The following is a 26,435-nucleotide window of genomic DNA, read 5'->3' on the forward strand; positions in this document are numbered from 1 at the left end:
GGACGACCTGACCCCGTGGCCGCCCGCCCGCCGCCCGCCTGGGCGATGACCGGGTCAGGCGCGCGCGGCCCGGACGGCGTCGCGCAGCGGGGTGCTCGGCCGCCCGATCAGCCGGCTGAGGTCGTCGCTGTCGGTCGCCAGCTCGCCGATGGCGATCGAGTGGTCGAGCGCGGCGACGAACCCGGCGGTGCCCGCGTCGAGGCCGACGTTCTCCAGGGTCGAGGCCAGCTCGGCGGCGGACAGGTCCCGGTGGACGACGGTGGTGCCGGTGACCTCCGTGACCGTCTCGGCCAACTCGTCGAAGGTGAATGCGGTGCCGCCCAGTTCGTAGACGGCGTTGCCGTCCTCCTCGCGGGTCAGCGCCGCCACGGCGGCTGCCGCGTAGTCGGCCCGGGTCGCGGCGGAGACCTTGCTGCCGCCGGTGGCACCGAGGATCGTGCCCGACCCCAGGTACTGCGGCAGCTGGTCGGTGTAGTTCTCGGTGTACCAGCTGTTGCGCAGCACGGTGTAGGTCAGACCGGAGGCGGCGAGGACCTCCTCGGTGGCCTTGTGCTCGGGGGCGAGCGGGTTCGTGGTGGTGTCGGCCTTCAGGATGCTGGTGTAGATCAGCCGCTCGACCCCGGCGAGCGTGGCGGCCTCGATGACCGCGGTGTGCTGGGCGACGCGCTGACCGGGTGTGTCGCCGGAGATGAGCAGCAGGCGGCGTACGCCGGCCACCGCGCCGGGCAGCGTCGACGGGTCGTCGTAGGTGGCCGTGCGGATCTCGACTCCGCGCGCGGCCAGGTCGGCGGCCTTCTCCGGGCTGCGCACGATGGCGGCGATGTCGGCGGCGGGCACGCCGGTGTCGAGCAACTGCCCGATCACCAGGCGACCCAGTCGGCCGGTGGCACCGGTGACGGCGTAGGTGGGCATGGGAACCTCCGGAGAGTAGTGACGTTTCAGCAGGCACTTACGAATCTACAGCACTAACCAAGGGGCAGCGTGGGATAGGCTGGTGAGGTGAGCGACATGCCGGCCCAGGATCCGGCGGGGCCTACCCAGGAATTCGTCAGCGATGTCTTCGCCCGGGGGTGCACCTCCCGTGCGGCCTTCGAGGACGTCACCTCGAAGTGGGCCTCGCTGGCTCTGCTGGCGCTCGGTGAGGGGCGCTACCGGTTCAACGCCCTGCGTCGCCGCATCGACGGGGTCAGCGAGCGGATGCTCTCCCAGACCCTGCAGACCCTCGAACGGGACGGAATGCTCACCCGTGAGGTGCTGACCGCGATCCCACCGCGCGTCGAATACTCGCTGACGCCGCTCGGCGCCCGGGTCGCCGAGCAGCTTCGTGGCCTCGCCGATCTGCTGGAGGCGTCGGTGCCCGAGGTGCAGACCGCCCGCGACGCCCACGAGCACGGCCGGGGCTAGACCGGGCCTGGGCCGAACGGTTGCGCCTCAGGCGTGCAGCGTCTCGCGCGGCGGCACCCCGTAACTGGCGTGGTAGCGGGCCGTGAACCTGCTGTGGCTGGCGAACCCCCAGCGACTGGCGATCGCCGAGACGGTCTCCAGGCGGGGGTCGGCGCGGACCAGGTCGTGATGGGCGCGGTCGAGCCGAATCCGACGCAGGTAGGCGGTCGGGGTGGTGCCGAGATGACGGCGGAAGGCGAGTTGCACCGCCCGCAGGGAGACGCCGGCGGCACTGGCGATGTCGGCCGCGCTGATGTCCCGGTCGGCGTGCTCCTCCACGAACGCGATCGCCCGCCGCAACGTGGCGGTGCTGGCATCGTTCCGGTCCGCGGCGGTCGTCTCGGTGAACGCGGTGTTCGGGAACACCATGAGCGCCGCTGCGGCGAGCATCCGCGCGGCGTTGCCGATCACCAGCGGTTGCGCCCCGGTGGTCGGGCTGTTCAGCAGGACGTCGCTGACGAAGCTGGTGGTGTTGCGCCACTGCCGGGCGAGGGCCCCACTGACGGGAGCCAGATCGGTGAACCGGATCCGACCGGGTCGCCGTGTGGGCGCGGTGGTGGCCACCTGCGTCAGCACCGACAGGTCCAGCACGCACAGCTCCACCTCACCGGGATGCCACCGTACGTGGCACGGCTCCTCCGGCCTGGTGACGAGGAAGACGTCGCCGGGCGCAAAGCGGTCAGCCGACCCGTCACAGGCACGATCGCCACGGGCGGTCCGGGCGCTGCCGACGACCAACCCGCCGAGTGTGCTGGCGTCAATCTCGAGATGCCCGTTCTGGCGGGTGGTCGCGATGCCAAGGGGGCCGGCGTCCGTGTGGTGATGGCTGAGTCGGTATTCGCTTCTGCTGTGGATGCGCAGTTTCGTGTCGTACACCGTGGACAGGAGTTGCTGGATGGCCAGCGGGTCACGGCTGTCGAACTGGTGATTGTGCACTGGTGTTGACGTCATCCGCTGTCTCCGTCCGGTGCGGGTGCCGCCGGTTGGTGAAACGGTGCCGGCGGCGAGGTCGGGACGTGCCGGAATGCTCGGCGGTGACCCGGCACGTCGTTGGCCGGCGATGCGGTGCGGTGGAACGTCGCGAGCGGGACGGCAGCGACCGGTCGAGGGCGTCGGATCTGGCCTGACCGTTGAGTGACGTGAGGATGCAATACCTGTCGATGGGAATGTCACCATACGACAATCGCGCCTCGTCGTCCCGTCAATCGTTGCGATGTGTCGGTAGGTCGACTTCGCTTTCCGACTAACGCGCCAATTGGTTCTACGCCTACTGACCTAGCCACCCCCGTGGCCGACAGCGAAATCTTGTTCATGATTTCCCCGGGAGTTGGCGGACGACCCCGGCCACCGCCGGGCGACCGGCCTGCGGAGGGAGGAACGTTGGACAGTACCGATCCTGACCGCGTCGTTCGGCTGGCCGTGGCCGAGGCGCTGGCCCGGGTGGCGGACGAGGACAGCCTGGGCCTGGGCGAGGGCGACGCGGTCGAGCGACTCGGCCGGGCTCTGCGCGAGGTGCTACGCCGCGCACTCGACGACCGGGTGCCCCTGACCACGCCGGACTTCGTCGACCTCTGCCGTGACCTGGGTCTGAACCGGGACGCCTTCGACCTGCTGGGGCACTACCTGATGACCGCGTTGCTGGCCCACCACGTCGGGCCGGACGCCCTGATCCGCGTCGGGGTGCTCTTCGGGACCGTCGGGCGCTACCTGCCCGGTGCCCGCCCGATGGGGCACCGCAACGGTGGACCCGCGCAACGGCGACGCGACGTGCGCGCGGACAACAGCGTCGTCGGCCGCTACCGCCGCACGAAGCTGCCCGAGCACCTTCCCAACCCCCCGAGCTGGACCTGCACCGGGTGTGGTCGCGAGTGGCCCTGCGCCACGAAGCAGAGCCAACTGCTCGCCGAGTTCGGTGGCGCACGCGCCGCCCTCGCCGTCTATCTCGGCTCCTGCCTCGTCGCCGCAGCCCAGGACCTGCCCACGGTGCCGCTGCCCCGGGTCCGGCTCCGATTCCTGGGCTGGCTGCCGCGCGCCCGGATCTGACCAGCACGCCCCCGGCCCGCCCGTCGTCGGAGACCCCCACGCCACCGGAACAGCGCGGGCACTAGGCAGAGGGGACATCGATGCGATGGAATGTGATCCACGCATCGCGCCCCCGGGAGGACACCGATGACGTCTGCTCCGTCGTCCGCCAGCATCCGCGCCCGCGTCGCCAGCGTCCTGGTCGGCCTGCTGGTCGCGGCACTACCGGTGACCCCGGTGACCGCCTCTCCGGTGGCCACCACCCCCACTGCGGCGGAGCCGGCGGCCGGGCATCGCCCGGTGCCCGCGCACGTCCGGGGCGACCAGACGGTCCCCGCCTACTCCTACGCCGACGCGATCCGGGAGAGCGTCTGGGTTCAGACCTCCGCCGACAGCGACGGTGACGGTGCGCCCGACCGGGTGGCCGTCGACCTCGTCCGGCCCCGGGAGGCCGCAGCCGCAGGGGTCCGCGTACCGGTCATCATGGACGCGTCGCCCTACTACCTCTGCTGTGGACGGGGCAACGAGAGTGAACTCAAGACGTACGACGCCGCCGGTGTGATCGCCAAGGCCCCGCTGTTCTACGACAACTACTTCGTCCCCCGCGGGTACGCCTTCGCCGCCGTGGACCTCGCGGGCACCGCCCGCTCCACCGGCTGCGAGGACGTCGGTGGCCCGGCCGAGGTGGGCAGTGCCAGGGCGGTGGTGGACTGGCTCAACGGGCGGGCCCGCGCGTACACCGCCGACGGGCAGCCGGTCAGCGCCACCTGGAGCACCGGCCAGGTGGGCATGATCGGCAAGTCGTGGGACGGCTCGGTCGCCAACGGGGTCGCCGCCACCGGTGTGCAGGGGCTGGCCACGATCGTCCCGATCTCGGCGATCTCCAGCTGGTACGACTACATGCGCTACCAGGGGAACCTGCGGACCACCGACTATCCCGGCTACCTGCACTCGTACGTCAGCGGCCGCACCGACGAAGCCTGCGCGGACGCTCTGGCCCGGCTGCGCGCGGACAGCGCCGAGGAGACCGGTGACCACAACGCGTTCTGGGCGAGGCGCGACTACCGGCCCTCGGCCGACCGGGTCCGGGCCAGCGTCTTCGTGGCGCACGGCGTCAACGACCTGAACGTCACGACCAACCAGTTCGCCCGCTGGTGGCAGGAGCTGGCCGACCAGGGCGTGCCCCGCAAGCTCTGGCTCTACCAGGCCGGCCACGAGGACCCGTTCGACGTCCGGCGCGCCGAGTGGGTGACCGCCCTGCACCGCTGGTTCGACTTCTGGTTGCAGGGGCTGCGCAACGGGGTGATGAACGAGCCACGGGTCGACCTGGAGACCGCTCCGGGCACCTGGACGACAGAGCGGGACTGGCCCGCCCCCGGCACCCGCGACGTCCGGGTCGCCCTCGGCGCGGGCGACGGCGTGACGGGCACGCTCGGCGGGCGCGGCGCGCGACCGGGTCGGGAGCAGGCGTACGTCGACGCGTCACTGTCCGAGGCCGAGTTGGTCGCCGAGCCGAACACCGCCACCGCCGGGCGAATGGTCTTCCTCTCCGGTGCCCTGACCGCGCCCCTGCGGATCTCCGGCAGCCCATCGGTGCGGCTGCGGGTGCGGGTGGACCGGCCCACCGCCGAGCTGACCGCCCGACTGGTCGACTACGGCACCGCCGAGCGGATCCGCTACGACAGCTCGGAGGGCGTGCGGACGCTGGCAACGGAGTCCTGCTGGGGAGCCTCCACCGACGTCGACGACGCCTGCTACCGGGACACCGAGGAGATCACCGGGGTCTCCGACCACGCGGTGCTGACCCGGGGCTGGCTCGACGCCGCGCACCACCGCTCGCTACGGTTCACCACACCACTGCGGCCGGACCGCTGGTACACGGTGACCGTGCCGCTGAACGCGTACGACGCGGTGCTGCCCGCAGGTCACGTGCTCGGCCTGGTCCTCGGGCAGAGCGACCCGGAGTTCACCGAGACCGACGACCAGGACGCCACCGTACGCGTCGATCTCGGCCGCAGTGAGCTGGTCCTTCCGGTCGCGGGCCGCGCCGGGTTGCCCGCCGTGGACGTCGCGCCGCCGGTGGTCACCGCGCCCGCCGACCCGTCGGCCGCCCGGACGGGCGGTGACAGGCGGCAGGTGCCCTGACCGGGCGGCCGGGCGGGGCCGCGATCGGGCACCACGCGCGGTCGAGGTGTCACCCCCTGCTGCCCCGGCCAGGCCGGGGGAGGGTGTTCATCGTGGGCACGCGCCGCGTACGACGGGTGTTCACCGCACTCTCCGAAGCTCCTTGATCGAAAGAGCATTCGCTTGATCGAGGAGAGGCTCTCACGTGCGAGACAGGCAACCCGAAGAGACCGAGCACGCGCAGCTGTCACGGCGCAAGCTGGTCAAGTACGCGGGCGTCGGCGCGACGCTGGCCGCGGCCAGCCCCCTGGTCGGTGCGGGCGCGGCGTGGGCCGACGAGGAGCGCCGGCCCGGTGACGACGACACGAGCGACCGGGGCGGCTCCAGGAACCGGGTGTGGCGTGCGGGCGACCACCACATCCACTCCGAGTACAGCGGCGAGTTCGACACGACGAAGTCCCCGATCGTCTTCCACAAGGGCGCGGACGCGGTCTACCCGATCGTCACCAACGCCATCATGGCGAAGAACTTCGGCCTGACCTGGGCCATGTGCACCGACCACGGTGGGCCGACCCACTCGAAGGTGAACATCGAGCAGGCGTACCCGGACCTGCTGCGTTCGCGCAAGCTGGTCCCCGAGGTGCTCCAGTTCTGGGGCATGGAGTTCGACGCGCCCTCGCTGGACCACCACACGCTGATGATCCCGCGCCACGACGACGAGGCGAAGCAGCTCTTCGAGCTGGAGAGCCGCTTCGCGAAGTACGACGCGTTCCCCACGGACCCGGCCCGGGACACCGAGGCGAAGATGGTGGAGTTCCTCAAGGTGGCCCGGGGCATGTCGCACAAGCCGCTGGTGATCGCCCACCACGCGTCCCGTTCGGCGCCCGGTCTCGGTGTCTACGGTCAGGACACCCCGCGCGAGTTCCGCAACGGCAACAACGCCGCGCCGGACGTCTACATCGGCTTCGAGGGCGCGCCCGGTCACCAGGCCGGCCCGCTCAACGGTGGCAAGCGGGGCGGGTACGGCAACCACCCCACCTACGGCGGCTTCGACCAGATGACCGCCCGGGTCGGCGGTCTGTGGGACTCGCTGCTCGGTGAGGGCCGGCGCTGGTGGATCACCGCGACCTCGGACTCGCACGTGCACTGGACCCGCGGCGGCGCGGACTTCTGGCCGGGCGAGTACAGCAAGACGTACGTGCACGCACGGCAGGACTACGGCGACATCATGGACGGTCTGCGCAACGGCCGGATCTGGGTGACCACCGGCGACCTGATCCGCAGCCTCGACGTCACCGCCACGTCCCAGGGCAGGACGGCCGAGGTGGGCGAGACCATCACGGTCAGCCGTCGCAGCCGTACCGACGTCGAGATCGAGATCACCTTCCGTCCGTTGGGTGGCCCGAACGCGAACGGTGACCGTCCCGAGGTCCGCCGGGTCGACCTGATCGTCGGCCGGATCACCGGCCCGAGCGCCAGCCTGGACGCCGACACCAACCCCACCACCACGGTGGCGGCCCGGTTCGGCCCGAGGGACTGGCGTCGCAAGGGTGACAGCTACGTCATCCGGCACACGCTGCGCAACGTCGAGGCGGACACCTACGCGCGGGTGCGGGGCACCAGCACCGACGAGGCCGAGCCGCTCGCCGACGGGCTGGAGAGCCCGTGGGACGACCTGTGGTTCTACTCGAACCCGGTGTTCGTGCACGTGCGCTGACCCGGCGCGGCACCACCACCGCGGGTCCGTCCCGCGCCGCTGGACGGTCGGGCGGTGCGGGACGGGCCCGCGTGGCGTTCCGCCCCCTGCGGGACGTCAGTCGGTGCTGCGGCGGCGGGCTCGGGGAGTGCTGCTCCGCCCGCCGCGGCCGGGCGCGGCGTCGGTCCGGCTCGTCGTCGGCGCCGGGGTGGGTTGCACCTGCGCCACCACCTCGCAGAGGTCGCGCAGCGGGTCCACCGCCTGGGCCGAGCAGGCGACCTGTTGGAGCAGCGTCCGTAGCGTCGCCGCGTCGGTTGGCGCGAGCGACCCCAGCAGGTGCGACTCGACCTGCCGCAGCGCCGAGCGCCGCTGCTCCCAGGCGGCGCGGCCGGCGTCGGTGACGTCGATGAGCCGGTTGCGCCGGTCCGCGGGGTCCGCCCGGCGGGCGACGAAACCGGGCCGTTCCAGGTCGTCGATCAGGTACGTGAGGACGGTGCGGTCGAGGCCGAGCTCCTCGGCGATGGCCCCCTGGTTGCGCGACGGCCCGTTGATCGCCGCCGTGAGCAACTGGTAACCGCGTGGGCCGCCGGGAAAGTCGGTGAGTGTGTGCTCGGCCGCCCGGACGTAGCCACGGAAGACGATCCCGAGCATCCAACCCAGGTCGTCGTCGAGCGGATCGGGCCGGTCCGGCCGGTGAGGGGCACCCGTCATCCCCCGACAGTAGCGCAGTGACGCAGACCTTGTTGGCAGAAGATGTTCTGAGTGACATAAGGTTGAGGCCATGACGCATCGCCCGAGGCGTCGTGTGAATCGGGAGGCTCACAGATGAGCGACTACGGCCACGACCTGGTCTTCGGATCCTTCGTCACCCCCAGCAACGGCGATCCGGACCGCACGGTCGGCGTCGCCGTCCTGTCCGAGCAGGTCGGGCTGGACCTGGTCACCTTCCAGGACCACCCGTACCAGCCGGCGTTCCTCGACACCTGGACGTTGCTGAGCTTCGTCGCGGCCCGGACCAGCCGAGTGCACCTGGCGGCGAACGTGACGAACCTGCCGCTGCGCCCACCGGCGGTGCTCGCCCGCAGCGTGGCCAGCCTGGACCTGCTCAGCGGCGGCCGGGTCGGCCTCGGCCTCGGCGCGGGAGCGTTCTGGGACGCCATCGAGGCGATGGGCGGCCGGCGGTTGACCCCCGGCCAGGGCGTACGCGCGTTGGAGGAGGCCATCGAGGTCATCCGTCAGCTCTGGGACGCCGAGACGCGCGGTGGTGTCCGGGTCGACGGCGAGTTCTACCGGGTGGTGGGTGCCAAGCGCGGGCCGGCCCCGGCGCACGCGGTGCCCATCTGGTTGGGCGCGTACAAGCCCCGGATGCTCCAGCTCACCGGTCGCCGGGCCGACGGTTGGCTGCCCTCGCTGAGCTACCTCGAAGCCGGTGACCTGGCCAAGGGCAACGCGATCATCGACGACGCCGCGCAGCGGGCCGGCCGGTCACCGCAGGACGTGCGCCGCCTGCTCAACATCTCCGGCCAGTTCTCGCCCGTCGGGCGCGGCCCGCTGAACGGGCCCGCCGAGCAGTGGGTGCGGGAGCTGACCGAGCTGGCGCTGGGGGAGGGCGTCAGCGCCTTCATCCTCGGCAGCGACGACCCCGACGACCTTCGCCGGTTCGCCGGCGAGGTGGCCCCCGCCGTCCGCGAGTTGGTCGCGGCCGAGCGCGAGCGGGGTGTGGCGCCGCAGCGTACGCCGGATGCGGACCGGGCGGCTGAGCCGGAGCCGGAGGCGAAGCCGGAGCCGGAGGCGAAGCCGGAGCCGGTCGCCGCCGCGCCGGTGCGGGCGAGCCGCGCGAGCGTGACCGGCGGAGCGTTCGCCGTGGTGCCGACCCCCGACGACGGTGTGCGGCGCAGCGACCAGCAGGTCTGGGACGAGTCGGCCCGGCCGACCGGGCCGGTGCCCGACCCGGAGCGCACCTACACGCCGCACGAGCAGGCCACCGGTGCGCATCTGGTGCAGGTCCACGACGGCCTGCGTGCCGAGCTGGCCCAGATCCACGACCTGATCGAGCAGGTGGCGGCCGGCGAGATCGACGCGGGTGCGGCCCGGTCGCACATCAACACGATGACCATGCGGCAGAACCGGTGGACGCTCGGCGTCTACTGCGAGTCGTACTGCCGCATCGTCACCACCCACCACACGATCGAGGACCAGTCGCTCTTTCCCCGGTTGCGGGCGCGTGACCCCCGGCTCGGCCCGGTCGTCGACCGGCTGGAGCAGGAGCACCACGTGATTCACGACGTGTTGGAGGGCGTCGACCAGGCTCTGGTCGCGTACGTCGGGTCGCCGGACGGTCTCGCCGAGCTGCGGGAAGCGGTGAACCTGCTGACCGACTCCCTGCTGTCGCACCTCAGCTACGAGGAGCGGGAGCTGGTCGAGCCGCTGGCCCGGTTGGGCATCGCCTGATCGGCGCGGCCCTCCCCGGGCGGCAGGGGTTGCCCCGGAAAACCTGAGAGACTACTTTCGAAACATGTCTCTCAAGAATCCGTACGGGGACTTCGAGATCACCGAGCCGCAGGCACTGCGGGCGCTGGCCCACCCGGTGCGGCTGGCGATCCTCGAACACCTCCAGCGGCACGGCCCGGCCACGGCGACCGGGCTCTCCCCGCACGTCGGCGCCACCCCCTCGGTGGTCAGTTGGCACCTGCGACACCTCGCGACGTTCGGGCTGGTCACCGACTGGGACGGCGCCACCAGCAAGCGGGAACGCTGGTGGCAGGCCGCTGCCCGGGGCTTCCGATTCACCGCGACCGACAGCGCCGAAGGGCAGTCCGCCAGCCAACAGCTGCGCGGCGAGATGTTCGCCCGCAACGCCGACGCGCCGCAGCAGTGGCTGCTGAGCGAGGAGCCCCGGCTGGACCCCGAGTGGCGCGCGCTGGCCGGCATCGCCGACACCCGCTTCGTGGCCACCGCCGACGAGCTTCGACAGCTCGAGGAGTCGATCGAGGAGCTGATCGCCCCGTACGTGCGGCGCAAGGAGGCGTCGGCGCCGGACGGCGCGCGGATCGTCCGGATGCTGCGCTACCTCCTGCCCGAGCCCGGCGACGACGACGCGTCGGCCGAGCCCGGCGGCGACGACGCGTCGGCCGAACCCACCGACGGCGACGTCTCGGTCGAGCCCACCGGCGACGACGCGGCCACGTCGTGACCGCCAGCGGCACCGTGAGCGCCACCGGCACCGTGCCTCCGCCGGCCCTGCACCGCGACCGACGGTTCCGCACCTTCTGGGCCGGCGAGACGATCTCCTCGTTCGGCGACCGGGTCAGCGAACTGGCCCTGCCGCTGATCGCCGTCTCCCTGCTCACCGCGACACCCGTGCAGGTCAGCGTCCTCACCGCACTGATCTGGCTGCCCAACCTGCTGGGCCTCTTTCTCGGCGCCTGGGTGGACCAGCGCACCCACAAGCGGCGACTCCTGATCATCGCGGACCTGGTCCGCGCCGCGGTGCTGCTCAGCCTGCCGGTGGCCTACCTCTTCGACGCGATCACCCTCACCCACCTCTACCTGGTGGCACTGCTCACCGGCCTCGGAGCGGTGCTGTTCGCCATGGCGCGCCAGGCCTTCTTCGTCGCCCTGGTGCCGCGATCGGCGTACGTGGACGCGAACAGCAAGCTGAGCATGAGCCGATCGCTGTCCTCCATCGCCGGCCCCGCCGTCGGCGGTGGGCTGGTCCAGGCGCTCAGCGCCCCGGGCGCGATCCTCGTCGACGCGGTGTCGTTCCTCGGCTCCGCGCTGCTGCTGCGCCGCATCCCGGTCACCGAGACGCCTCCGCCGCCGCGGCAGACGTCCACTCTCGCCCTGGTCCGCGAAGGACTCGTGCTGGTGCTGCGGCACCCGGTGCTGCGAGCCGCCCTCGGCTGCACCAGCACGGTCAACTTCTTCACCTTCATCGCCGGCGCGCTGCTGGTGCTCTACGCCAGCCGGGACCTCGGCCTGTCGGCCGGCGCGATCGGTGTCGCCCTCGGGTTCGGGGCACTCGGCGGACTCGCGGGCGCGGCGCTCGCCCCACGGATCTCCCGCGCCATCGGGTTGGGGCGTACCGCCATGATCGGCGCGGTGCTCTTTCCCGCACCGCTGGCGCTGACCGCGCTGGTGACCGGCCCCACCTGGACGAAGGTGGCCCTGCTGGCGGCCATCGAGCTGGTCTCCAGCGTCGGGGTGATGCTGATGGACGTCAACCTGAACGCCCTGCTCATCGCCGTGACACCCGCCGACGCGCTGGCACGCCGGGCCGGGGCGTACAGCGCCGTCAACTACGGCATCCGACCGATCGGCGCGCTGGTCGGCGGCGCGCTGGGCACCACCATCGGGCTGCGACCCACCCTGGCCATCGCCGGCCTCGGTGGCGTGCTCGCCGTGCTCTGGCTGGTCGCCTCGCCGGTGCGTCACATCAGAACCCTGGACGACCAGGTGGCCTGACCCCACGTCGACGCTGGAAGGGTCGGCCCGGCGGCGCTCACCCTGGCGAGCGTGATGCCTCACCGTCATCACGATGCCCCTGAGGCATCACGCTCGTCGAACCGACCCCGCGTCGCCTTACTCACCGACACCCACGCGGCCGGCGTGGGTCAGCTGGCCTCCGCCACGAGGAGGCGGGCCAGGTCGGTGGGCCGGGAGAACATCGGCCAGTGGCCGGTGTCCATCGTGACCAGTCGCCAGTGGTCGCTGGTCAGCAGCTTGGTCACCGTCTCGTTGGGTTCAGGCCCGTCGAGCAGGCACTTGACGTACGTCGCCGGAAGCTCACCCAGCGGTCGGGTCAGCACGGCCGGCTCGGTCAACGTGGCTCCCGGGTGCGGCGTGGAGCTCTCGATCAGCCGGGCGACCTGCTCGTCGGTGAGCCCCTGACCGTCGAAGTCGGGCGCACCCAGCGGCGGCCAGTAGCCGCCGTTGTCGGCGATCAACGCCTCGAAGACCGCCTGGCCCTGCCACCAGGCGGACGCGAACGACCCGCCGTCGACCGGCACCTCCGAGTCGACGAAGACCACCCTGGTCAACCGGTCGCCGATGCGCTCGGCGGCCTGGCCCACCGGGATGCCGCTGTAGCTGTGCCCGACCAGCACCACGTCGCGCAGGTCGCGACGCTCGATCTCGTCGACGATGTCCTGCACGTGGGTCTGCTGCCCGGCGGGCACGCCCCGCTTGTCGGCGAGGCCGGAGAGGGTCAACGGGTGGGTGCCGTGGCCGGCCGCCCGAAGTGGCGCCACCACCTCGTCCCACGCCGACGATCCCAGCCATGCCCCCGCCACCAGTACGAATTCAGCCATGGGCGGGACCCTAGCGGCACCCTCCGACAGCCCCGACCCGTCAGGGCCAGGTGCGGGCCTCGGCGGCGAACAGCTCCGGCGGGCTCTCCACCGGCAACACGCAGAGCAGGTGACCACCGGGTGCCCGCAGGATCCGACACTCAAGCCACCGCGACTCCTCGGTGGCCCCCAGACCGATCAACCGCGCGGTCTCGGCCGGCACGTCGTCGGTCTCGATGTCGAGGTGGAAACGCGGCGCGTCGTCGACCGCCTGAACCGCGGTGACCAGCCCCGGCAGCGCCTCGTGCAGACCGACGAACTGCGGCTCCGTCGGATGGGACCGGGTGCTGACGCCGAGCGCAGCCGACCAGAACTCCGCCGCCCGGGTGGCCTCCGCCGCGGGAGCGTCGATCAGCAGGGCGTACACGCGGCTTCGATGCATACGAGGCAGCATATCGACGCCCACCGCTCAGGTGTGGTCCAGTGGGGACGGCCCGGCCCCGACCGGCATCCGGTAGACGTGCACCGGGTAGTCGACCGCCGAGCGCCCGCCGTTGAACCCGGCGGTCAGGTGCAGCTGGGCTGCGGGCATCCACAGCCGGGCGTCGGCGTCGAGCCACATCGCGTCCACCCAGACCAGCCGGGCGTCGGTGACGAGCGTACGCACGCTGCGGTCCGGTGCGATGGCGAGGACACGCCGGTGCGCCACGTCGCTGAGGTAGATGGTGCCGTTGACGTCGATCGCCGTACCACCGGTGCTGGGTGTGTCGCACCACCGCTCGACCCGCCGGGCCAGCTCGTCGGCCGACACCGACGGGTCGTCCACCCAGCGGGTGTCGACCCGGGACATGCCACCGGAGGCCGGTTGGAAGTAGAGCCAGCGGCCGTCGGGCGACACCTCCAGTTGGTCGACGTGCAGGCGTACCTCGGCACCGTCCGGGTCGCGCAGCGCCCGCTCGTCGGCGACCATCGGCTCGCCCACGGTGCTCGGGTGACCGCTGAGCACCCGCCGGGACCGACCCGATTCGAGGTCGAGCACGATGAGGCCGGGTGATCCCGCGTCGCTGAGGTACGCGATGGCGCCGTTGAAACGGACGTCGTCCATGTAGCTGGTGGGGTGCACCGCCTCGTCGAGGTGGTAGACCCGCACCACCCGGTCGCCGTGCGGGTCGACCACGACCAGTCGGGCACCTCCCGGCACCTGCCGCGCGCCGAGCTGCGGCGCTCCCGAGTCGACGATCCACAGCCGGCCGTCCGGACCGGCACGTAACCCGTTGACGTGCACGAAAGCGCCGTCCGGAGACTGGTCTGCCCGGTTCCACCCGGCATCCGGGTACGGGTTGCGCCGACCGTCGGGCAGCGCCTCGACAACCTGGACGCCGGGCCCGTCCGCCGACGGGTAGCTCAGGAAGACCCGCCCCCGCAGGGACGTCACACCCGTGCACACCCGGTCCTCGTCGAAGACCCGGGTCAGCCGGGGATCCTCCTCGGTGGGCAGCGTGGACATCCACCCGCTCCTCACCCGCCCGACGGCGTTCTCGGTTCCACCCGGGCCGACGGATCCGGCCACCCGCCGCGGTATCCCCGGAGCGTGTCGGGCGAAACGCCGGCCGGCAGGCGTCGGTCGCGCTCAGTCGGTCGGCGGGGCCGGCGGGCCGACCAGGGCGGCGAGCCGCTTCGGGGCGAACATGCAGTAGCTCTCGGTCAGCAGCTCGGCCACCTCCGCCCAGTCGGTGTCCCCGTCCAGGACCATGCCCATCACGGTCGGCCCCCACTGGGGTTTGTAGAAGGGGTGCCCGCCGCCGAGGAGCCCGGCGATCTCGTCCAGCGGCGACCGGAACGTCAGCAGGCAGGCCGGCTGGTCCAGGTCGGCGGCCCGGGCGTGGGCCACCTGACGGTCGGGGTCGACGGTGAGGACGTGGGCGAAGGTCCGCTTGCGGATCCGCCAGCGGGTGCCCACCCACGCGGGCTCCTCGTATGTCTCCGGCAGCCCGAGGCAGATCGGCCGCAGCCGGTCGAGGACCTCGGGCGGGACGTCTCCGGGTTCGGTCACGGGCAGCGACCCTAGCCGCCCGGTGTGACAATTTCCGCTCGCGCCAGGCCACCCGCGCCGGTGGTGCGGGCCCGGTCGATCCGCCAGGATGGGGCCGGGGCGACCGTGGGCAGTCGTCCCGGCCCCACCCACCCCCGTGCCCGCTTGAGGAGTGCCGTGCCGTCCACCCTGCTCTCCCGCCGCGACCTCGACTTCCTGCTGCACGACTGGCTGCGGGTGTCCCAGCTCGTCGAGCGTCCCCGCTACGCCGAGCACTCCCGGGAGACCTTCGACGACGCCCTGGACCTCGCCGAGCGGGTGGCCACCGAGCAGTTCGCCCCACACAACCGCGCCGCCGACCTCGCCGAGCCCACTTTCGACGGGCAGCGGGTGCGGCTGATCCCGCAGGTCCGCGCCGCGCTGGACAGCTTCGCCGAGACCGGCCTGCTCAGTGCCGGGCTGGACGCCTCGGTCGGTGGCCTGCAACTGCCGCACGCCGTCGCGGCGGCCTGCTTCACCTGGTTCCAGGCGGCCAACGTGGCCACCTCGGCGTACCCGTTCCTCACCCTGGGCAACGCCAACCTGCTCCTGGCCCACGGCAGCGCCGAGCAGGTGGACACCTACGTCCGACCCATGCTGGACGGCCGGTTCTTCGGCACCATGTGCCTGTCCGAGCCACACGCCGGCAGTTCACTGGCCGACATCACCACGCGCGCCGAGCCGCAGGAGGACGGCACGTACCGGCTCTTCGGCACCAAGATGTGGATCTCCGGCGGCGACCACGAGCTGGCCGAGAACATCGTGCACCTGGTCCTCGCGCGGATTCCCGGCGGGCCGCCCGGGGTGAAGGGCATCTCGCTGTTCATCGTGCCCAAGGTGCTCATCGGCGCGGACGGGTCGCTCGGCGACCGCAACGACGTGGTGCTGGCCGGGCTCAACCACAAGATGGGGTTCCGCGGCACCACCAACACCCTGCTCAGCTTCGGCGACGGCGGGCACACCCCGGGCGGCTGCCCCGGTGCCGTCGGTCACCTGGTCGGCGCGCCGCACCACGGGCTGGCGCAGATGTTCCACATGATGAACGAGGCCCGGATCGGAGTCGGGGCGGGCGCCACCGCGCTCGGCTACACCGGCTACCTCAAGAGCCTGGAGTACGCCCGGGAGCGGCCGCAGGGCCGGCCGGTCGGCGCGAAGGACCCGGCGGCGGCGCAGGTGCCGATCATCGACCACCCCGACGTACGACGGATGCTGCTGGCGCAGAAGAGCTACGTGGAGGGGGCGCTGGCGCTGGTGCTCTACTGCGCGCGGCTGCTCGACGAGCAGGGGACGGCCCCGGCCGAGGCGGACCGCGAGCGGGCGCACCTGCTGCTGGACGTGCTCACCCCGATCACCAAGAGCTGGCCGTCGCAGTGGTGCCTCGCCGCGAACGACCTGGCGATCCAGGTGCTCGGGGGTGCCGGCTACACCCGCGATCACGACGTGGAGCAGCACTACCGGGACAACCGGCTCAACCCGATCCACGAGGGCACCCACGGCATCCAGGCGCTGGATCTGCTGGGACGCAAGATGACCATGCGGGGCGGCGAGGGCCTCACCCTGCTGACCGCGACGATCGGGGACACCGTCGAGCGGGCCCGGCAGGCCGGTGGCGAGGCGGCCGGTCTGGCGGACCGGCTGGCCGGCGCGGTGGACCGGGTGACGGCTGTCACCCGCCGACTGTGGGCCGACGGTGACCCGGTGCTCGCGCTGGCCAACGCCAGCGCGTACCTGGAGGCCGTCGGGCACGTCGTGATCGCGTGGATGTGGCTGGAGCAGGTGCTGGCACTGCCGCCGGAGGGGACCGGCGACGCGTTCCACGCCGGCAAGCGGCAGGCCGCACGCTACTTCTTCATGGTCGAGCTGCCCCGTACCGGGCCGCAGTTCGACCTGCTGGAGAGCCGGGACCGGACGAGCCTCGACATGCGCCCGGACTGGTTCTGACCGGGCCGGCCGTCATCGTCGACGGTTCTGGTGCTGCATCGCCTGCCGCCCCTTGACCACACCCAGGATGATCACGATCACCAGCGCGATCAGGCCGATGATGATCAGCCAGCGGACCGCCTCGAGAATCAACCCGAGCAGGATCAGCACGCCGGCGACCACGCCGACGACCCAGAGCAGTGCGCGCATCTCGACCTCCCGTAACCGGCCGCGCCTGGTGCGGCGGGCCCGGGTACACGTTCCCCGTCCAGCCGACACCATGCCGATCGGGACGAGCTCAGCCGGCAGCCCGCGCCACGTAGACGGTGTTGGCGGACTCGCCACCGGTCAGCGGGTTGGCGAACGGCACGACGTGCGCCCGCACGTCCACGAACACCTCGGTGAGCGCCGCGGTGAACTCGGCGTCCGGCGGGTCGTCCGACCAGAGGGCGAAGACCCCCTTCGGGCGCAGCAGGGAGGCCAGCCGGCGCAGCCCGGCCGGCGGGTAGAACGCGGCATGGCTGGGGTGCAGGACGTTGCGCGGGGAGTGGTCGACGTCGAGCAGCACCGCGTCGAACCGCCGCCCGGGCACCTCGACGTCGAAGCCGACGTCACCGGCCACCGCCGCGAAGAAGTCGGCCTGCACGAACCGGGTCCGCGGGTCCTCGGCGAGCCCCGCCGCGAAGGGCAGCAGCCCCTGCCGGTGCCAGTCGATCACGTCCTCGATGGCCTCCACCACCAGCAGTGAACGCACCCGGGGGTCGCCCAGTGCCGCGCAGGCGGTGTATCCCAGCCCGAGACCGCCAACCACCACGTCGACCGAGTCGCCGGGCACCTCGGCCAGACCGAGCCGGGCCAGCTCGATCTCCGCGACCGGGAAGAGGCTGGACATCAGGTACTCGTCGTCGAGCTTGACCTCGTACACCTCGACCTGAAGTGCCGGGTCCCGGCGTCGGCGCAGGCTGATCGCGCCGATCGGGGTCTCCCGCCAGGCCAGTTCCTCGAAACGCGCGCCCACGGGTGGCCCTCTCGCCGTCGGATTCGTCCCCGGATGGTACCGGTTGCCCCGTGCCGGCCACGCAGGGTCCACGAGACATCGACGGAACGCATATCCTGTGCCCGGCCGATCCGTCGGAAGGGACCTCATGCCGTCGCGGCAGGACCAGCTGCACTCCTACCAGTTCAGCGTCCAGCGGGCGGTCGCCGCCCTGGTCATGCGGGAGACCGACCCCGCGCAGTCACCGTTTCGGCGGTTGGCCGGCGCGGGTCTGGCCAGCGTCCTGGTCGCGGCGATCGGGCTCGGTGGCTTTGCGCTCTACGGGCTGTTCGCCGGTGGCGGCAAGGGCTGGCGCGACCCGGGCGCGGTGATCGTGGAGAAGGAGTCCGGCGCCCGGTTCGTCTATCGCGAGCAGAAGCTGCACCCGGTGCTCAACTACGCCTCCGCGCTGCTCATCGTCGGTGCGGACCGGTCGAAGACGGTGCTGGTCTCCCGACGCACGATCGACGGTGTGCCGCGCGGGCTGCCGCTGGGCATCGCGGACGCGCCGGACTCGCTGCCCGCCCCCGGCCGGCTGGCCAGCGGGGGGTGGACGGTCTGCTCGACCGTCCCGGCCGGCGAGGCCCCCCGCTCGGCCCTGCTGATCGGCAGCGAGCCCGGCGGCGGTCGGCCGCTGGGCGACGAGGCGCTGCTGCTGCGCCACCCCGACGACGGGCTGCACCTCGTCTGGCACCAACGGCGCTATTTCGTACGCGACCCGAGCAGGGTGCTCGCCGCGCTCGCCACTACCCGGGCGCAGGCGGTGCCGGTGGCGCCCGCCCTGCTCAACTCGCTGCCGGCCGGCACCGACCTCGTCCCGCTCGACCTGCCCGGGTTGGGCCGTCCCGCCACCGGCGTGCCGGGCACCACCATCGGCACGATCTACCTGGTGAGCAACTCCGGCGGCGGCCGGCAGTACGCGGTGGCGCTCGACGCCGGGTTGGCCGGCATCACCGAGTTGCAGGCGGGGTTGTTGCTGGCCCGCACCGGGCAGGGCGGGCCGGTGCCGATGACCCTGGGTCAGTTCGCCGCGTTGCCCACGGTGCCCGACCTCGCTCCGACCGGCCCGAACGCCCCGCCACCGAGCCCGCCCCGGCTCGCGGCCGGCGGCGACGGGGCCCTGTGCACCCGCGTCGCCGACGACGGTGGGGTTGGTGAGGTGCGGTGGGGCGTACCGCTGCGGGACCTGACGGCCGCTCCACGGACCGCGCCGACCGGCGGCGCGGTGCTGGCCGACCATGTGCTGGTGGAGCCGGGTCGTGGCGCGGTGGTCGAGGCCGCCGCGGCGCCCGGTGCGACCGGCGGCGCGGTTTCCGTGATCACCGACCTGGGCCGGCGGTACGTGCTGGCCGACCGGGAGGTGCTCGCGATGCTCGGCTACCGCAGTGTCCGCCCGTTGCGGTTGCCGGCCGGCCTGGTCAGCCTGGTGCCCGCAGGCGCGACCCTCGACCCGGCCGCCGCCCGGGCCGTCGCCGCCCCGGACTGATCACCCGAAGCCTGCCGGGCCGCCTGCCGGCCGCCGGCCCGGCGGTGATCAAGAGGTTTGCGTCAGGCTCGCGCCAAGTTCTGACGCAAACCTCTTGATCACCGAAAAGCAACGTGCGGCCCGACCGGTGTCAGTCGGCCGGGCGGCGCAGGATGGTGACCGCGAACGGGGCGTCGTCGCGCCACGGGCGCAGGTCCCAGGTGGCGAAGCGCTGCTCCACGCGCAGCCCGGCGGCCACCGCGTCGGCGTCGAACGCGGTCAGCGGGTAGCCGCGCTCAGTGCCGAAGCCCACGGTCAGCACACCGTCGGGGCGCAGGTGCGCGGCGACGCGGCGCAGCACCTCCGGTTCGGTGCCGACGGCGACGAAGGCGAGCACGTTGCCGGCCAGCACCGCCGCGTCGAAAGGCTCCGCCTCACCCAGCGCCGGCAGATCCAGCTCGGCGAGGTCGGCGACCAGCCACGTCGGGCCCGGGTAGTCGGCGCGGGCGGCATCCACCAGCGCGGGGTCGGCGTCCACCCCGACCACCGTGTGCCCCCGCTCGGCCAGCGCGGCACCGACGCGGCCGGTGCCGCTGCCGGCGTCGAGGATCCGGGAGCCGGGCGCGACCAGAGTGTCCACCAGGCGGGCCTCTCCGGCCAGGTCCGCGCCCTCTGCCGCGAGCTTGCGGAACCGGTCGATGTACCACTGTGAGTGCTCGGGACCGGTGTCGGTCGCCCAGCGGGTCGGGTTGGCCATGAGGCCACCGTATCCGGGCCGGTGGGGGAGCGGCCGGGGACCCGGAGGAGACGGTCATCCCTTCTCCGCGCCGCTGGTCAGGCCCTCGGTGAGGAGGCGCTCGCTGGCGAAGAAGAGGATCACGATCGGCAGGGTGAGCACGACCGACCCGGCCATCAGCACCGTCTTGGGGACCTCCACCCCGTCGGCGAGCAGGGACAACCCCAGCGACACCGTCCACCGGTTGGGCTTGTCGACCAGGAACAGCAGGGCGAAGAGGAACTCGTTCCAGGCGATCATGAAGTCGTAGAGCGCGACCGCCATCACCGACGGCATGGCCAGCGGCAGGCTGACCCGGCGGATGATCCCGAGCCGACCGGCGCCGTCGATGGCGGCGGACTCCTCCAGACTGACCGGGATGGTCTCGAAGTAGTTCCTCAGCATGTAGACCGAGACCGGCAGTGTCTGCGAGATGTAGACCAGCACCAGGCCGAACAGCGAGCCGCGCAGGTTGGCGAGGCTGAACGCCACGAACAGGGGGATCGCGATGACGATCGTCGGGAACAGGTAGACCGCCAGGAACAGGAAGTCGACCTGCCGCCGGCCGAAGAACCGCAGCCGGGCCACCGCGTACGCCCCGGGGATCGCGACGAGCAGGGTGAGCACGGTCGCCGCGACCGCGACCAGGCCGCTGTTGCGGATGAAGGTGAGGAAGCCCTGGCCGCCGTCGTCGGTGGCCTTGAGCACCTCGGCGTACGTGGCGACGGTCAGCTCACCGAAGCCGACCACCAGCGCGCCGGGGTCGAGCAGCAGCCGCTCGATCGGGCGCACCGAGAGCACCAGCATGTAGTAGAAGGGGAAGACGGTGACCACCAGGAACGCGGCGATCACCAGGCGGCGCAGCCAGCGCAGGCTCACCGTCTCGACCACGTCCCGGTCCATCAGCTCACCCTCCGTCCGAAGAAGCGCAGGTAGATCAGCACGAACACGATGAGCACCACGGCCAGCACGACCGCCTGCGCGGCCGCGGCGCCGATGTCGGTACGGGCGGTGAGGAACTCGTACACCCGCACGCTGACCACCTCGGTGCCCGCCGCACCGCCGGTGAGCAGGTAGACGTCGTCGAACTTGTTGAACGTCATGATGAAGCGCAGCACGCCCAGCAGGGCGATCACCGGCAGCAGTTGGGGCAGCAGGATGTGCCGGAAACGTTGGGTGGGGGTGGCCCCGTCGACCCGGGCGGCCTCCTCCAGCTCACCGGGCACCGCCTGGAGCCGGGCCAGCAGGAACAGGAAGGCGAACGGAAAGTAGCGCCACGCCTCGAACACGATCACCGTGGTCAGGGCGGTCGAGTCCTGCGACAGGAACGGCACCGGGGCGTCCCAGCCGAGCAGACGCTGGCCCCACGCGTTGACGATGCCGAGCTGCGGGTCGAGCATCACCTGCCAGACGAAGGTCACCGCGACCACCGGCGCCACGTACGGCAGCAGCATGGACGCCCGGACCAGGGTGCGACCCCTGAACGGCCGGCGGACCACCAGGGCGGCCACCAGCCCGAGCAGGATCGACCCGACGGTACCGCCGACGCTGTAGACCAGCGTCACCCACAGCGTCTCGGCGAAGCCGGGCGTGTGCAGCACCCGGTCGATGTTGTCCATGGTGAAGTCGCCGAACAGGCCGGTCTTGCGCAGCGTGGCGAGCCGGACCCGCTGGAAGGCGAGCACCACGGTCCACACGATCGGGATGCCGATGACCGCGATCGTGACGAGCAGGGTCGGTGCGACCAGCGCGAGCCCGGCCCGGGACTCGCGGCGGCGCAGGGTCAGTGGTCGGCGCCGGGGTGGCTCCGGCCGCTCCCGGGTGGGGGAGCGGCCGGGGCCGGGCGCGGTGGTGGTCAATTGACGCCCGCCTTGATCGCGTCGACGTCCTTCCTGGCGCGGTTGGCGGTGGCCGCCGCGTCGGCCTTGCCGGAGACGAGGTCGGCCAGCACCTTGGGCACCGGCAGCTCCCCGAGCATGGCGCCGACCAGCTTGCCCTGCCCCTGGCTGAGGCCCCACCGACCGAACGTGTCCGGGCTGCGGCGCAACGTGGCCAACACCTCGTCGCCGTACACGTCGGTCAGGGGCTTCTTCGCGTCCACGCCGGCCTGGCTGGTGTTCCACCGGGTCAGGTACGCCTCCGGCTCGGCCGGGGTGCCCTTGCGGACCGGGAAGCGGCCCTCGGGGGACATGCCGAACCAGCTCGGGTAGCCGTCGCTGAGCATGTACTCCACGAAGGACTTCGCCGGATCGGCCACCGCGCCGTCCAGCACGGCCCAGGAGCTGATCTCGCCGTACTGGGCGGGCTCGGTGCCGTTCGGGCCCTTGATGGCGGTGACGAAGCCGCTGTTCTTCGCGAGGAACGTCGGGTCGGCCTGGCACTGCGGGCAGGTCGGCTTGGCGTCGTTACGCAGACCGGCCAGCTCGTCGAGGATGAACGGCGACCAGATCACCATGGCCGCCTTGCCGGCGAAGTAGGTGGCCCGGGTGGTGTCGACGTCCTGCGCGCCCTTCACCGAGCTGGTGCGGATCAGGTCGCCGTAGAAGCGGAACGCCTCGACGCACTGGGGCGAGTCCAGGGTGACCTTTCCGGAGTCGTCGCTGAGCTGGCAGCCGTTGGCCAGTGCCAGGTGTTCGAAGGTCTGCTGGGTGAACACGTCGCTGGGGGCGGTCGCCGCGGTGATCCCGGCGACGCCGCCGGTGTTCAGTCTCGCCGCGGCGGCGGTGATCCGCTCGTACGTGTCGGGGGCGGGCAGGCCGGCCGCGGCGAACAGGTCCTTGCGGTAGACGAGCAGTTGGCCCCAGCCGTCGCTGGGCACGGAGAGCTGCTGGCCGTCGTCGGAGGTGAGCTCCAGCGCCCGCGGTGAGAACGTCTGCCTGCCCAGTTTGTCGACGACCTCCGCGTTCGCCGAGGCGTGCAGCAGCTCGTTGCCGGCGAGCGTGCGGATGCCGGCGAGGGAGACCGAACCCACCACGTCGGGCAGGTCACCGGCGGCGGCGTTGGCGGCGATGAGGGAGGGGAACTGGTCCTCGTTGACGGTCACCAGGTCGACCTGGATCCCCGTCTTCGCGGTGAAGTCGGCGACGATCGCCTTGGTGGCGGTGACCCGGTCGGCGACGTCCTCCAGGCTCCAGACGGTGATCTTCTTGCTGTTGCTGTCGGGTTCGTCGTCGCCGCAGGCCAGCAGGGTGGACGCTGTCAGTGCCATGATCAGGGTGGTGGCGAGTATCCGCCTCGGAGGTGCTGACATCGGTGGCACTCCTCTCGAAGGGTACATGCCGGATCCAACACCTTCGATTGATCAATAGCAAGACATATCGCGATTTTTTGCTATCCTGGAGCCCAGTGCTACCGGGATGTGACACATGGGCAACTGGGTGGTCTCTCTCGCCGGGCCTCGACGGATCAGCCTCGAGCCCTGCCCCCCGGATCCGCTCGGCCCCGGCCAGGTCCGGGTCCGCACCTGCTACTCGGGCATCTCCGCCGGCACCGAGCTGACCCTCTACCGGGGCAGCAATCCCCGCCTCAGCAAGGACTGGGACGACGCCGCCCGGATGTTCGTCCCCCGGCAGACCCCGGTGCCCTACCCGCTGGTCGGTTTCGGCTACGAGGAGGTCGGCGAGGTCGTCGAGGTCGCACCGGAGGTCACCGACCGCCATCCGGGGCAGCTCGTCTGGGGCATCTGGGGGCACCGGGCCGAGGCCGTCCTCGCCGCCGAGGCGGTCCGCCCACTCCCCGCCGGGCTGGACCCGCTCGCCGCGGTCTTCGCCCGGCCCGGCGCCATCGCGCTGACCGCCGTGCTCGCGGGCGACCTGCACCTCGGCGACTGGGTCGCCGTCTTCGGGCAGGGCGTCATCGGGCTGCTGGCCACCCGGCTCGCCGTGCTCTCCGGCGCCCGGGTGGTGGCGGTCGACCCGGTGCCCGACCGGTTGGCGCACGCCGCCCGGTACGGCGCCCACTCCACGGTGGACGTTCGCGCCGAGTCCGCGGCCGCCGTGCTGCGTCGGGTCACCGGCGGCCGGGGTGCGGACGTCTGCCTGGAGTTGTCCGGGGCGTACCCGGCGTTGCACGAGGCGATCCGATCCACCGCGCACGCCGGGCGGGTCGTGGCCGCCGGCTTCTACCAGGGCCAGGCCGACGCGCTCGGCCTCGGCGAGGAGTTCCACCACAACCGCATCCAGTTGGTGGCCGCCCAGGTCTCCGGGCCCACCCCCGCGCCGAGCATGGCCGGGCGGTGGACCGGGGACCGGGTCGCGCAGACCTTCATGGACCTGGTGGCCGAACGCAGCGTCGACCCGTTGCCGCTGGTCAGCCACATCGTCGACGCCAGCGCGGTCGCCGACGCCCTCGCGCTGCTCGACCGCGGCGCCGGTGACGTCCTCCAAGTGGTGCTGAGGTTCTAGATGACCACCATCGCGCTGGCCTGCCAGGAACAACTCCTGCCGGGCGCCAACCTGATCCAGAAGTACGCCCTCGCGGCCGCCCTCGGCTACCAGGGCATCGAGCTACGCGGACGCGGTGACCTCGCGTTCGCCCGTCGTCTGCCCGAGCTGCGCCGCGCCCGCGCCGCCGGGGTGGTGATGCCCACCGTCTGCGTCGAGATGGACCACTTCATCGGCGACTTCGACCCCGCCCGGTCCGCCGACGCGGTGCGCAACCTGCGCTCCCAACTGTCGGTCATCGGCGAGCTGGGCGGCCTCGGGGTGATGACACCGGCCGCCTGGGGCATGTTCTCCCGGCGGCTGCCGCCGTTCGAGCCGCCGCGCCCGCCGGCCGGGGACCGGCAGGTTCTCGTCGACGCCCTGGGTGAGCTGGGCGAGCACGCCCGGGCCGAGGGGGTCACCCTCTTCCTGGAACCCCTCAATCGGTACGAGGACCACATGGTCAACCGTCTCGACGAGGCGGTGGCGCTCTGCGCCGCGGTCGGGTTGCCGTCGGTCCGGGTCGTCGCGGACACCTTCCATATGAACATCGAGGAGGACGACCTGCACCGCGCGCTGCGCGCCGCCGCGCCGTACCTCGGTCACGTGCAGGTCAGCGACTCCAACCGCCACCAGCCGGGCGCGGGGCACCTGGACTGGCCGGCGCTGGTGCGGACCCTGCTGGAACTGGACTACCGGGGCTGGCTCGCCCTGGAGTGCCGGCTGCGCGGCGACCCGGTCCGGGCCCTGCAACAGGCGGCCACGGTGCTGCGGCACGCCCTGCCCCGGCGGGCCGCCGCGTGAGCGCCGGTGCCGGGCCGACGCGCGTCGGTGTGCCCGCCCCCCTCGACGCCGCCCGCACGGGTGGCCCGGCCGACGTGGTCGGGCTGCGCCGGCTCGCGGTCGACACGCTCGACGCCAACTGGGAACACGACCACACGGTGCCCTCGCGCACGCTCTACCCGCACCAGTGGAGCTGGGACTCCGCGTTCATCGCGATCGGGCTGGCCCACGTCCGCCCCGAGCGGGCCTGGCGGGAGCTGGCGAGCTTGTTCCGGGCCCAGTGGGCCGACGGACGGGTGCCGCACATCGTGTTCAACCCGGCGCTGCGGGTCGGCGCGTACTTCCCGGGGCCGGAGATGTGGCGCTCGGCGAACGCCCAGGGCACCCCTGACGTGGACACCTCCGGCCTGGTCCAGCCGCCGGTGCACGCACTCGCCGCGTTGCTCGCGTACCGGCGGGCACCCGACCCCACCGGGCTGGCCGCACTGCGCCAGCTCTATCCCGCACTGGTCGCCCAGCAGCGCTACCTGGCCGACCGGCGGGACGTGGCCGGCGACGGTCTGGTCTGCATCGTGCACCCGTGGGAGTCCGGGCTGGACAACAGCCCCGCCTGGGACGAGCCGATGGCCGCGGTCGGCGCCGAGGCGGCGGTGATGCGCGCGTACCGTCGGCATGACACCGCGCACGCCGACGCCGCGCACCGCCCCACGGACCTGGACTACGCGCGTTACCTGGCGATCGTCGCCGCCTACCGCGACCGCGGCTACGACGACCGGGGTCTCGCCGACGGCCACCCGTTCCTGGTGGAGTGTCCGCTGTTCAACGCGGCGTTCGGGGCGGCCGAGCACGCGCTGGCCGAGATCGCCGCGCTCACCGGCGACGATCCCGGGCCGCACCGGGTTCGCGCGGCCCAGATCACCGAAGCGCTGGTACGCCGGCTGTACGACCCGGCCACCGGCACGTTCCAGCCCCGCGACCTGCGCACCGACCGGCTGGTCAGCGCCCGTACCGTGCTCGGGCTGACACCGCTGATCCTGCCCGACCTGCCGACCCGGCAGGCCGACGCGCTGGTCGTCGAGGCCCGCTCGGCGCGCTTCGGGGTGGCTCGACACATGCAACGGCCGCTGCCCACCTACGACCGCACCGCGCCCGACGTCGAGCCGCTGCGCTACTGGCGCGGGCCGAGCTGGCTGAACACCGGCTGGCTGGTCCGGCGCGGGCTGCTGGCGCACGGGCACCCGGACCTGGCCGCCGGGCTGCGCCGCTCGATGATCGGTCTGGTCGCCGGGGCCGGCTGCCACGAGTACTTCCATCCCGACACCGGCGTCGGGCTGGGCTCACCGGCGTTCAGCTGGACCGCCGCGCTGCTGCTCGACCTGCTGGCCGAGTGA

The 26,435-nt window shown here is 72.4% G+C and carries 25 protein-coding genes; 12 read left to right on the forward strand and 13 right to left on the reverse strand.

All coding sequences use genetic code 11. The features are described 5' to 3' along the window. Positions 1 to 54: 54 nt before the first annotated feature. Complete coding sequence (locus LADH09A_RS11480) at positions 55 to 912, reverse strand: NAD(P)H-binding protein (RefSeq protein WP_238644871.1); 858 nt, start codon at positions 910 to 912, stop codon at positions 55 to 57. Positions 913 to 1,008: 96 nt separating this feature from the next. Between LADH09A_RS11480 and LADH09A_RS11485 the strand changes: the two genes are divergently transcribed. Beyond that, a complete protein-coding gene (locus LADH09A_RS11485; protein WP_238644912.1) occupies positions 1,009 to 1,404 on the forward strand; it encodes a winged helix-turn-helix transcriptional regulator in 396 nt (131 codons plus the stop codon). A gap of 27 nt (positions 1,405 to 1,431) precedes the next feature. Here LADH09A_RS11485 and LADH09A_RS11490 read toward each other — a convergent pair whose 3' ends face one another. Further along, a complete protein-coding gene (locus LADH09A_RS11490; protein WP_238644872.1) occupies positions 1,432 to 2,394 on the reverse strand; it encodes an AraC family transcriptional regulator in 963 nt (320 codons plus the stop codon). Between the two features lie 429 nt (positions 2,395 to 2,823). On the opposite strand from LADH09A_RS11490, the gene LADH09A_RS11495 reads away from it, so the two are divergent. The 3 genes from LADH09A_RS11495 (at position 2,824) to LADH09A_RS11505 (ending at position 7,306) form a co-directional block, all read left to right on the forward strand. Further along, positions 2,824 to 3,486, forward strand: coding sequence for a hypothetical protein (locus LADH09A_RS11495; protein WP_238644873.1), 663 nt, complete (start codon positions 2,824 to 2,826; stop codon positions 3,484 to 3,486). Between the two features lie 126 nt (positions 3,487 to 3,612). Continuing rightward, positions 3,613 to 5,610, forward strand: coding sequence for a Xaa-Pro dipeptidyl-peptidase (locus LADH09A_RS11500; protein ID WP_238644874.1), 1,998 nt, complete (start codon positions 3,613 to 3,615; stop codon positions 5,608 to 5,610). 184 nt (positions 5,611 to 5,794) lie between these two features. Continuing rightward, complete coding sequence (locus LADH09A_RS11505) at positions 5,795 to 7,306, forward strand: CehA/McbA family metallohydrolase domain-containing protein (RefSeq protein WP_238644875.1); 1,512 nt, start codon at positions 5,795 to 5,797, stop codon at positions 7,304 to 7,306. A gap of 96 nt (positions 7,307 to 7,402) precedes the next feature. On the opposite strand, the gene LADH09A_RS11510 is transcribed toward LADH09A_RS11505, so the two are convergent. Next, on the reverse strand, positions 7,403 to 7,996 hold the full coding sequence (locus LADH09A_RS11510; RefSeq protein WP_238644876.1) for a MarR family winged helix-turn-helix transcriptional regulator: 594 nt from the start codon (positions 7,994 to 7,996) through the stop codon (positions 7,403 to 7,405). 114 nt (positions 7,997 to 8,110) lie between these two features. On the opposite strand from LADH09A_RS11510, the gene LADH09A_RS11515 reads away from it, so the two are divergent. The 3 genes from LADH09A_RS11515 (at position 8,111) to LADH09A_RS11525 (ending at position 11,749) form a co-directional block, all read left to right on the forward strand. Continuing rightward, positions 8,111 to 9,736, forward strand: coding sequence for an LLM class flavin-dependent oxidoreductase (locus tag LADH09A_RS11515; RefSeq protein ID WP_238644877.1), 1,626 nt, complete (start codon positions 8,111 to 8,113; stop codon positions 9,734 to 9,736). Between the two features lie 64 nt (positions 9,737 to 9,800). Further along, complete coding sequence (locus tag LADH09A_RS11520) at positions 9,801 to 10,478, forward strand: ArsR/SmtB family transcription factor (protein WP_238644878.1); 678 nt, start codon at positions 9,801 to 9,803, stop codon at positions 10,476 to 10,478. Beyond that, positions 10,475 to 11,749, forward strand: coding sequence for an MFS transporter (locus LADH09A_RS11525; protein ID WP_238644879.1), 1,275 nt, complete (start codon positions 10,475 to 10,477; stop codon positions 11,747 to 11,749). The genes LADH09A_RS11520 and LADH09A_RS11525 overlap by 4 nt, the downstream gene beginning before the upstream one ends. A 149-nt stretch (positions 11,750 to 11,898) precedes the next feature. On the opposite strand, the gene LADH09A_RS11530 is transcribed toward LADH09A_RS11525, so the two are convergent. From LADH09A_RS11530 to LADH09A_RS11545, 4 genes are all read right to left on the reverse strand, one after another. Next, complete coding sequence (locus LADH09A_RS11530; RefSeq protein WP_238644880.1) at positions 11,899 to 12,594, reverse strand: alpha/beta fold hydrolase; 696 nt, start codon at positions 12,592 to 12,594, stop codon at positions 11,899 to 11,901. 40 nt (positions 12,595 to 12,634) lie between these two features. Continuing rightward, positions 12,635 to 13,015 carry a VOC family protein gene (locus LADH09A_RS11535; RefSeq protein WP_238644881.1) on the reverse strand — a complete coding sequence of 127 codons (381 nt, stop codon included), beginning with the start codon at positions 13,013 to 13,015 and terminating at the stop codon, positions 12,635 to 12,637. A 27-nt stretch (positions 13,016 to 13,042) separates the two neighbouring features. Continuing rightward, a complete protein-coding gene (locus LADH09A_RS11540) occupies positions 13,043 to 14,080 on the reverse strand; it encodes an L-dopachrome tautomerase-related protein (RefSeq protein ID WP_238644882.1) in 1,038 nt (345 codons plus the stop codon). A 123-nt stretch (positions 14,081 to 14,203) separates the two neighbouring features. Next, positions 14,204 to 14,626, reverse strand: a complete 423-nt coding sequence (locus tag LADH09A_RS11545) for an MmcQ/YjbR family DNA-binding protein (protein WP_238644883.1) — start codon at positions 14,624 to 14,626, stop codon at positions 14,204 to 14,206. 156 nt (positions 14,627 to 14,782) lie between these two features. Here LADH09A_RS11545 and LADH09A_RS11550 point away from each other — a divergent pair, with 156 nt between their 5' ends. Next, positions 14,783 to 16,585 (forward strand): acyl-CoA dehydrogenase, encoded by a 1,803-nt coding sequence (locus tag LADH09A_RS11550; RefSeq protein WP_238644884.1) that lies wholly within the window; start codon positions 14,783 to 14,785, stop codon positions 16,583 to 16,585. 12 nt (positions 16,586 to 16,597) lie between these two features. Here LADH09A_RS11550 and LADH09A_RS11555 read toward each other — a convergent pair whose 3' ends face one another. Together LADH09A_RS11555 and LADH09A_RS11560 are read right to left on the reverse strand one after the other, a co-directional pair. Continuing rightward, on the reverse strand, positions 16,598 to 16,774 hold the full coding sequence (locus tag LADH09A_RS11555) for a hypothetical protein (protein ID WP_238644885.1): 177 nt from the start codon (positions 16,772 to 16,774) through the stop codon (positions 16,598 to 16,600). A gap of 88 nt (positions 16,775 to 16,862) precedes the next feature. Continuing rightward, positions 16,863 to 17,582, reverse strand: coding sequence for a polyamine aminopropyltransferase (locus LADH09A_RS11560; RefSeq protein WP_238644886.1), 720 nt, complete (start codon positions 17,580 to 17,582; stop codon positions 16,863 to 16,865). 127 nt (positions 17,583 to 17,709) lie between these two features. Here LADH09A_RS11560 and eccB point away from each other — a divergent pair, with 127 nt between their 5' ends. Beyond that, complete coding sequence (gene eccB / locus LADH09A_RS11565) at positions 17,710 to 19,086, forward strand: type VII secretion protein EccB (RefSeq protein ID WP_238644887.1); 1,377 nt, start codon at positions 17,710 to 17,712, stop codon at positions 19,084 to 19,086. Positions 19,087 to 19,216: 130 nt separating this feature from the next. Here eccB and LADH09A_RS11570 read toward each other — a convergent pair whose 3' ends face one another. Genes LADH09A_RS11570 through LADH09A_RS11585 form a run of 4 tightly spaced genes read right to left on the reverse strand, consistent with a single transcriptional unit; the run spans position 19,217 to position 23,090 of the window. Next, positions 19,217 to 19,822 (reverse strand): class I SAM-dependent methyltransferase, encoded by a 606-nt coding sequence (locus LADH09A_RS11570; RefSeq protein ID WP_238644888.1) that lies wholly within the window; start codon positions 19,820 to 19,822, stop codon positions 19,217 to 19,219. 54 nt (positions 19,823 to 19,876) lie between these two features. After that, positions 19,877 to 20,743 (reverse strand): carbohydrate ABC transporter permease, encoded by an 867-nt coding sequence (locus LADH09A_RS11575; protein ID WP_238644889.1) that lies wholly within the window; start codon positions 20,741 to 20,743, stop codon positions 19,877 to 19,879. Further along, positions 20,743 to 21,699, reverse strand: a complete 957-nt coding sequence (locus LADH09A_RS11580; protein WP_238644890.1) for a carbohydrate ABC transporter permease — start codon at positions 21,697 to 21,699, stop codon at positions 20,743 to 20,745. Before LADH09A_RS11580 ends, LADH09A_RS11575 begins: the two co-directional genes overlap by 1 nt. Then, positions 21,696 to 23,090, reverse strand: a complete 1,395-nt coding sequence (locus tag LADH09A_RS11585; protein ID WP_238644891.1) for an ABC transporter substrate-binding protein — start codon at positions 23,088 to 23,090, stop codon at positions 21,696 to 21,698. The genes LADH09A_RS11580 and LADH09A_RS11585 overlap by 4 nt, the downstream gene beginning before the upstream one ends. Before the next feature lie 115 nt (positions 23,091 to 23,205). Here LADH09A_RS11585 and LADH09A_RS11590 point away from each other — a divergent pair, with 115 nt between their 5' ends. From LADH09A_RS11590 to LADH09A_RS11600, 3 genes are read left to right on the forward strand one after another with little or no spacing between them, the layout of a single operon-like run. Further along, positions 23,206 to 24,243: a zinc-dependent alcohol dehydrogenase gene (locus LADH09A_RS11590; protein WP_238644892.1), complete on the forward strand. Its 1,038-nt coding sequence runs from the start codon at positions 23,206 to 23,208 to the stop codon at positions 24,241 to 24,243. Further along, positions 24,244 to 25,065: a sugar phosphate isomerase/epimerase family protein gene (locus tag LADH09A_RS11595; protein WP_238644893.1), complete on the forward strand. Its 822-nt coding sequence runs from the start codon at positions 24,244 to 24,246 to the stop codon at positions 25,063 to 25,065. It abuts the gene before it with no gap. Between the two features lie 29 nt (positions 25,066 to 25,094). Then, on the forward strand, positions 25,095 to 26,435 hold the full coding sequence (locus LADH09A_RS11600) for an MGH1-like glycoside hydrolase domain-containing protein (protein WP_238644894.1): 1,341 nt from the start codon (positions 25,095 to 25,097) through the stop codon (positions 26,433 to 26,435).

The organism is Micromonospora cabrerizensis, from assembly GCF_022230955.1.
GTDB classification, from domain to species: domain Bacteria; phylum Actinomycetota; class Actinomycetes; order Mycobacteriales; family Micromonosporaceae; genus Micromonospora; species Micromonospora cabrerizensis.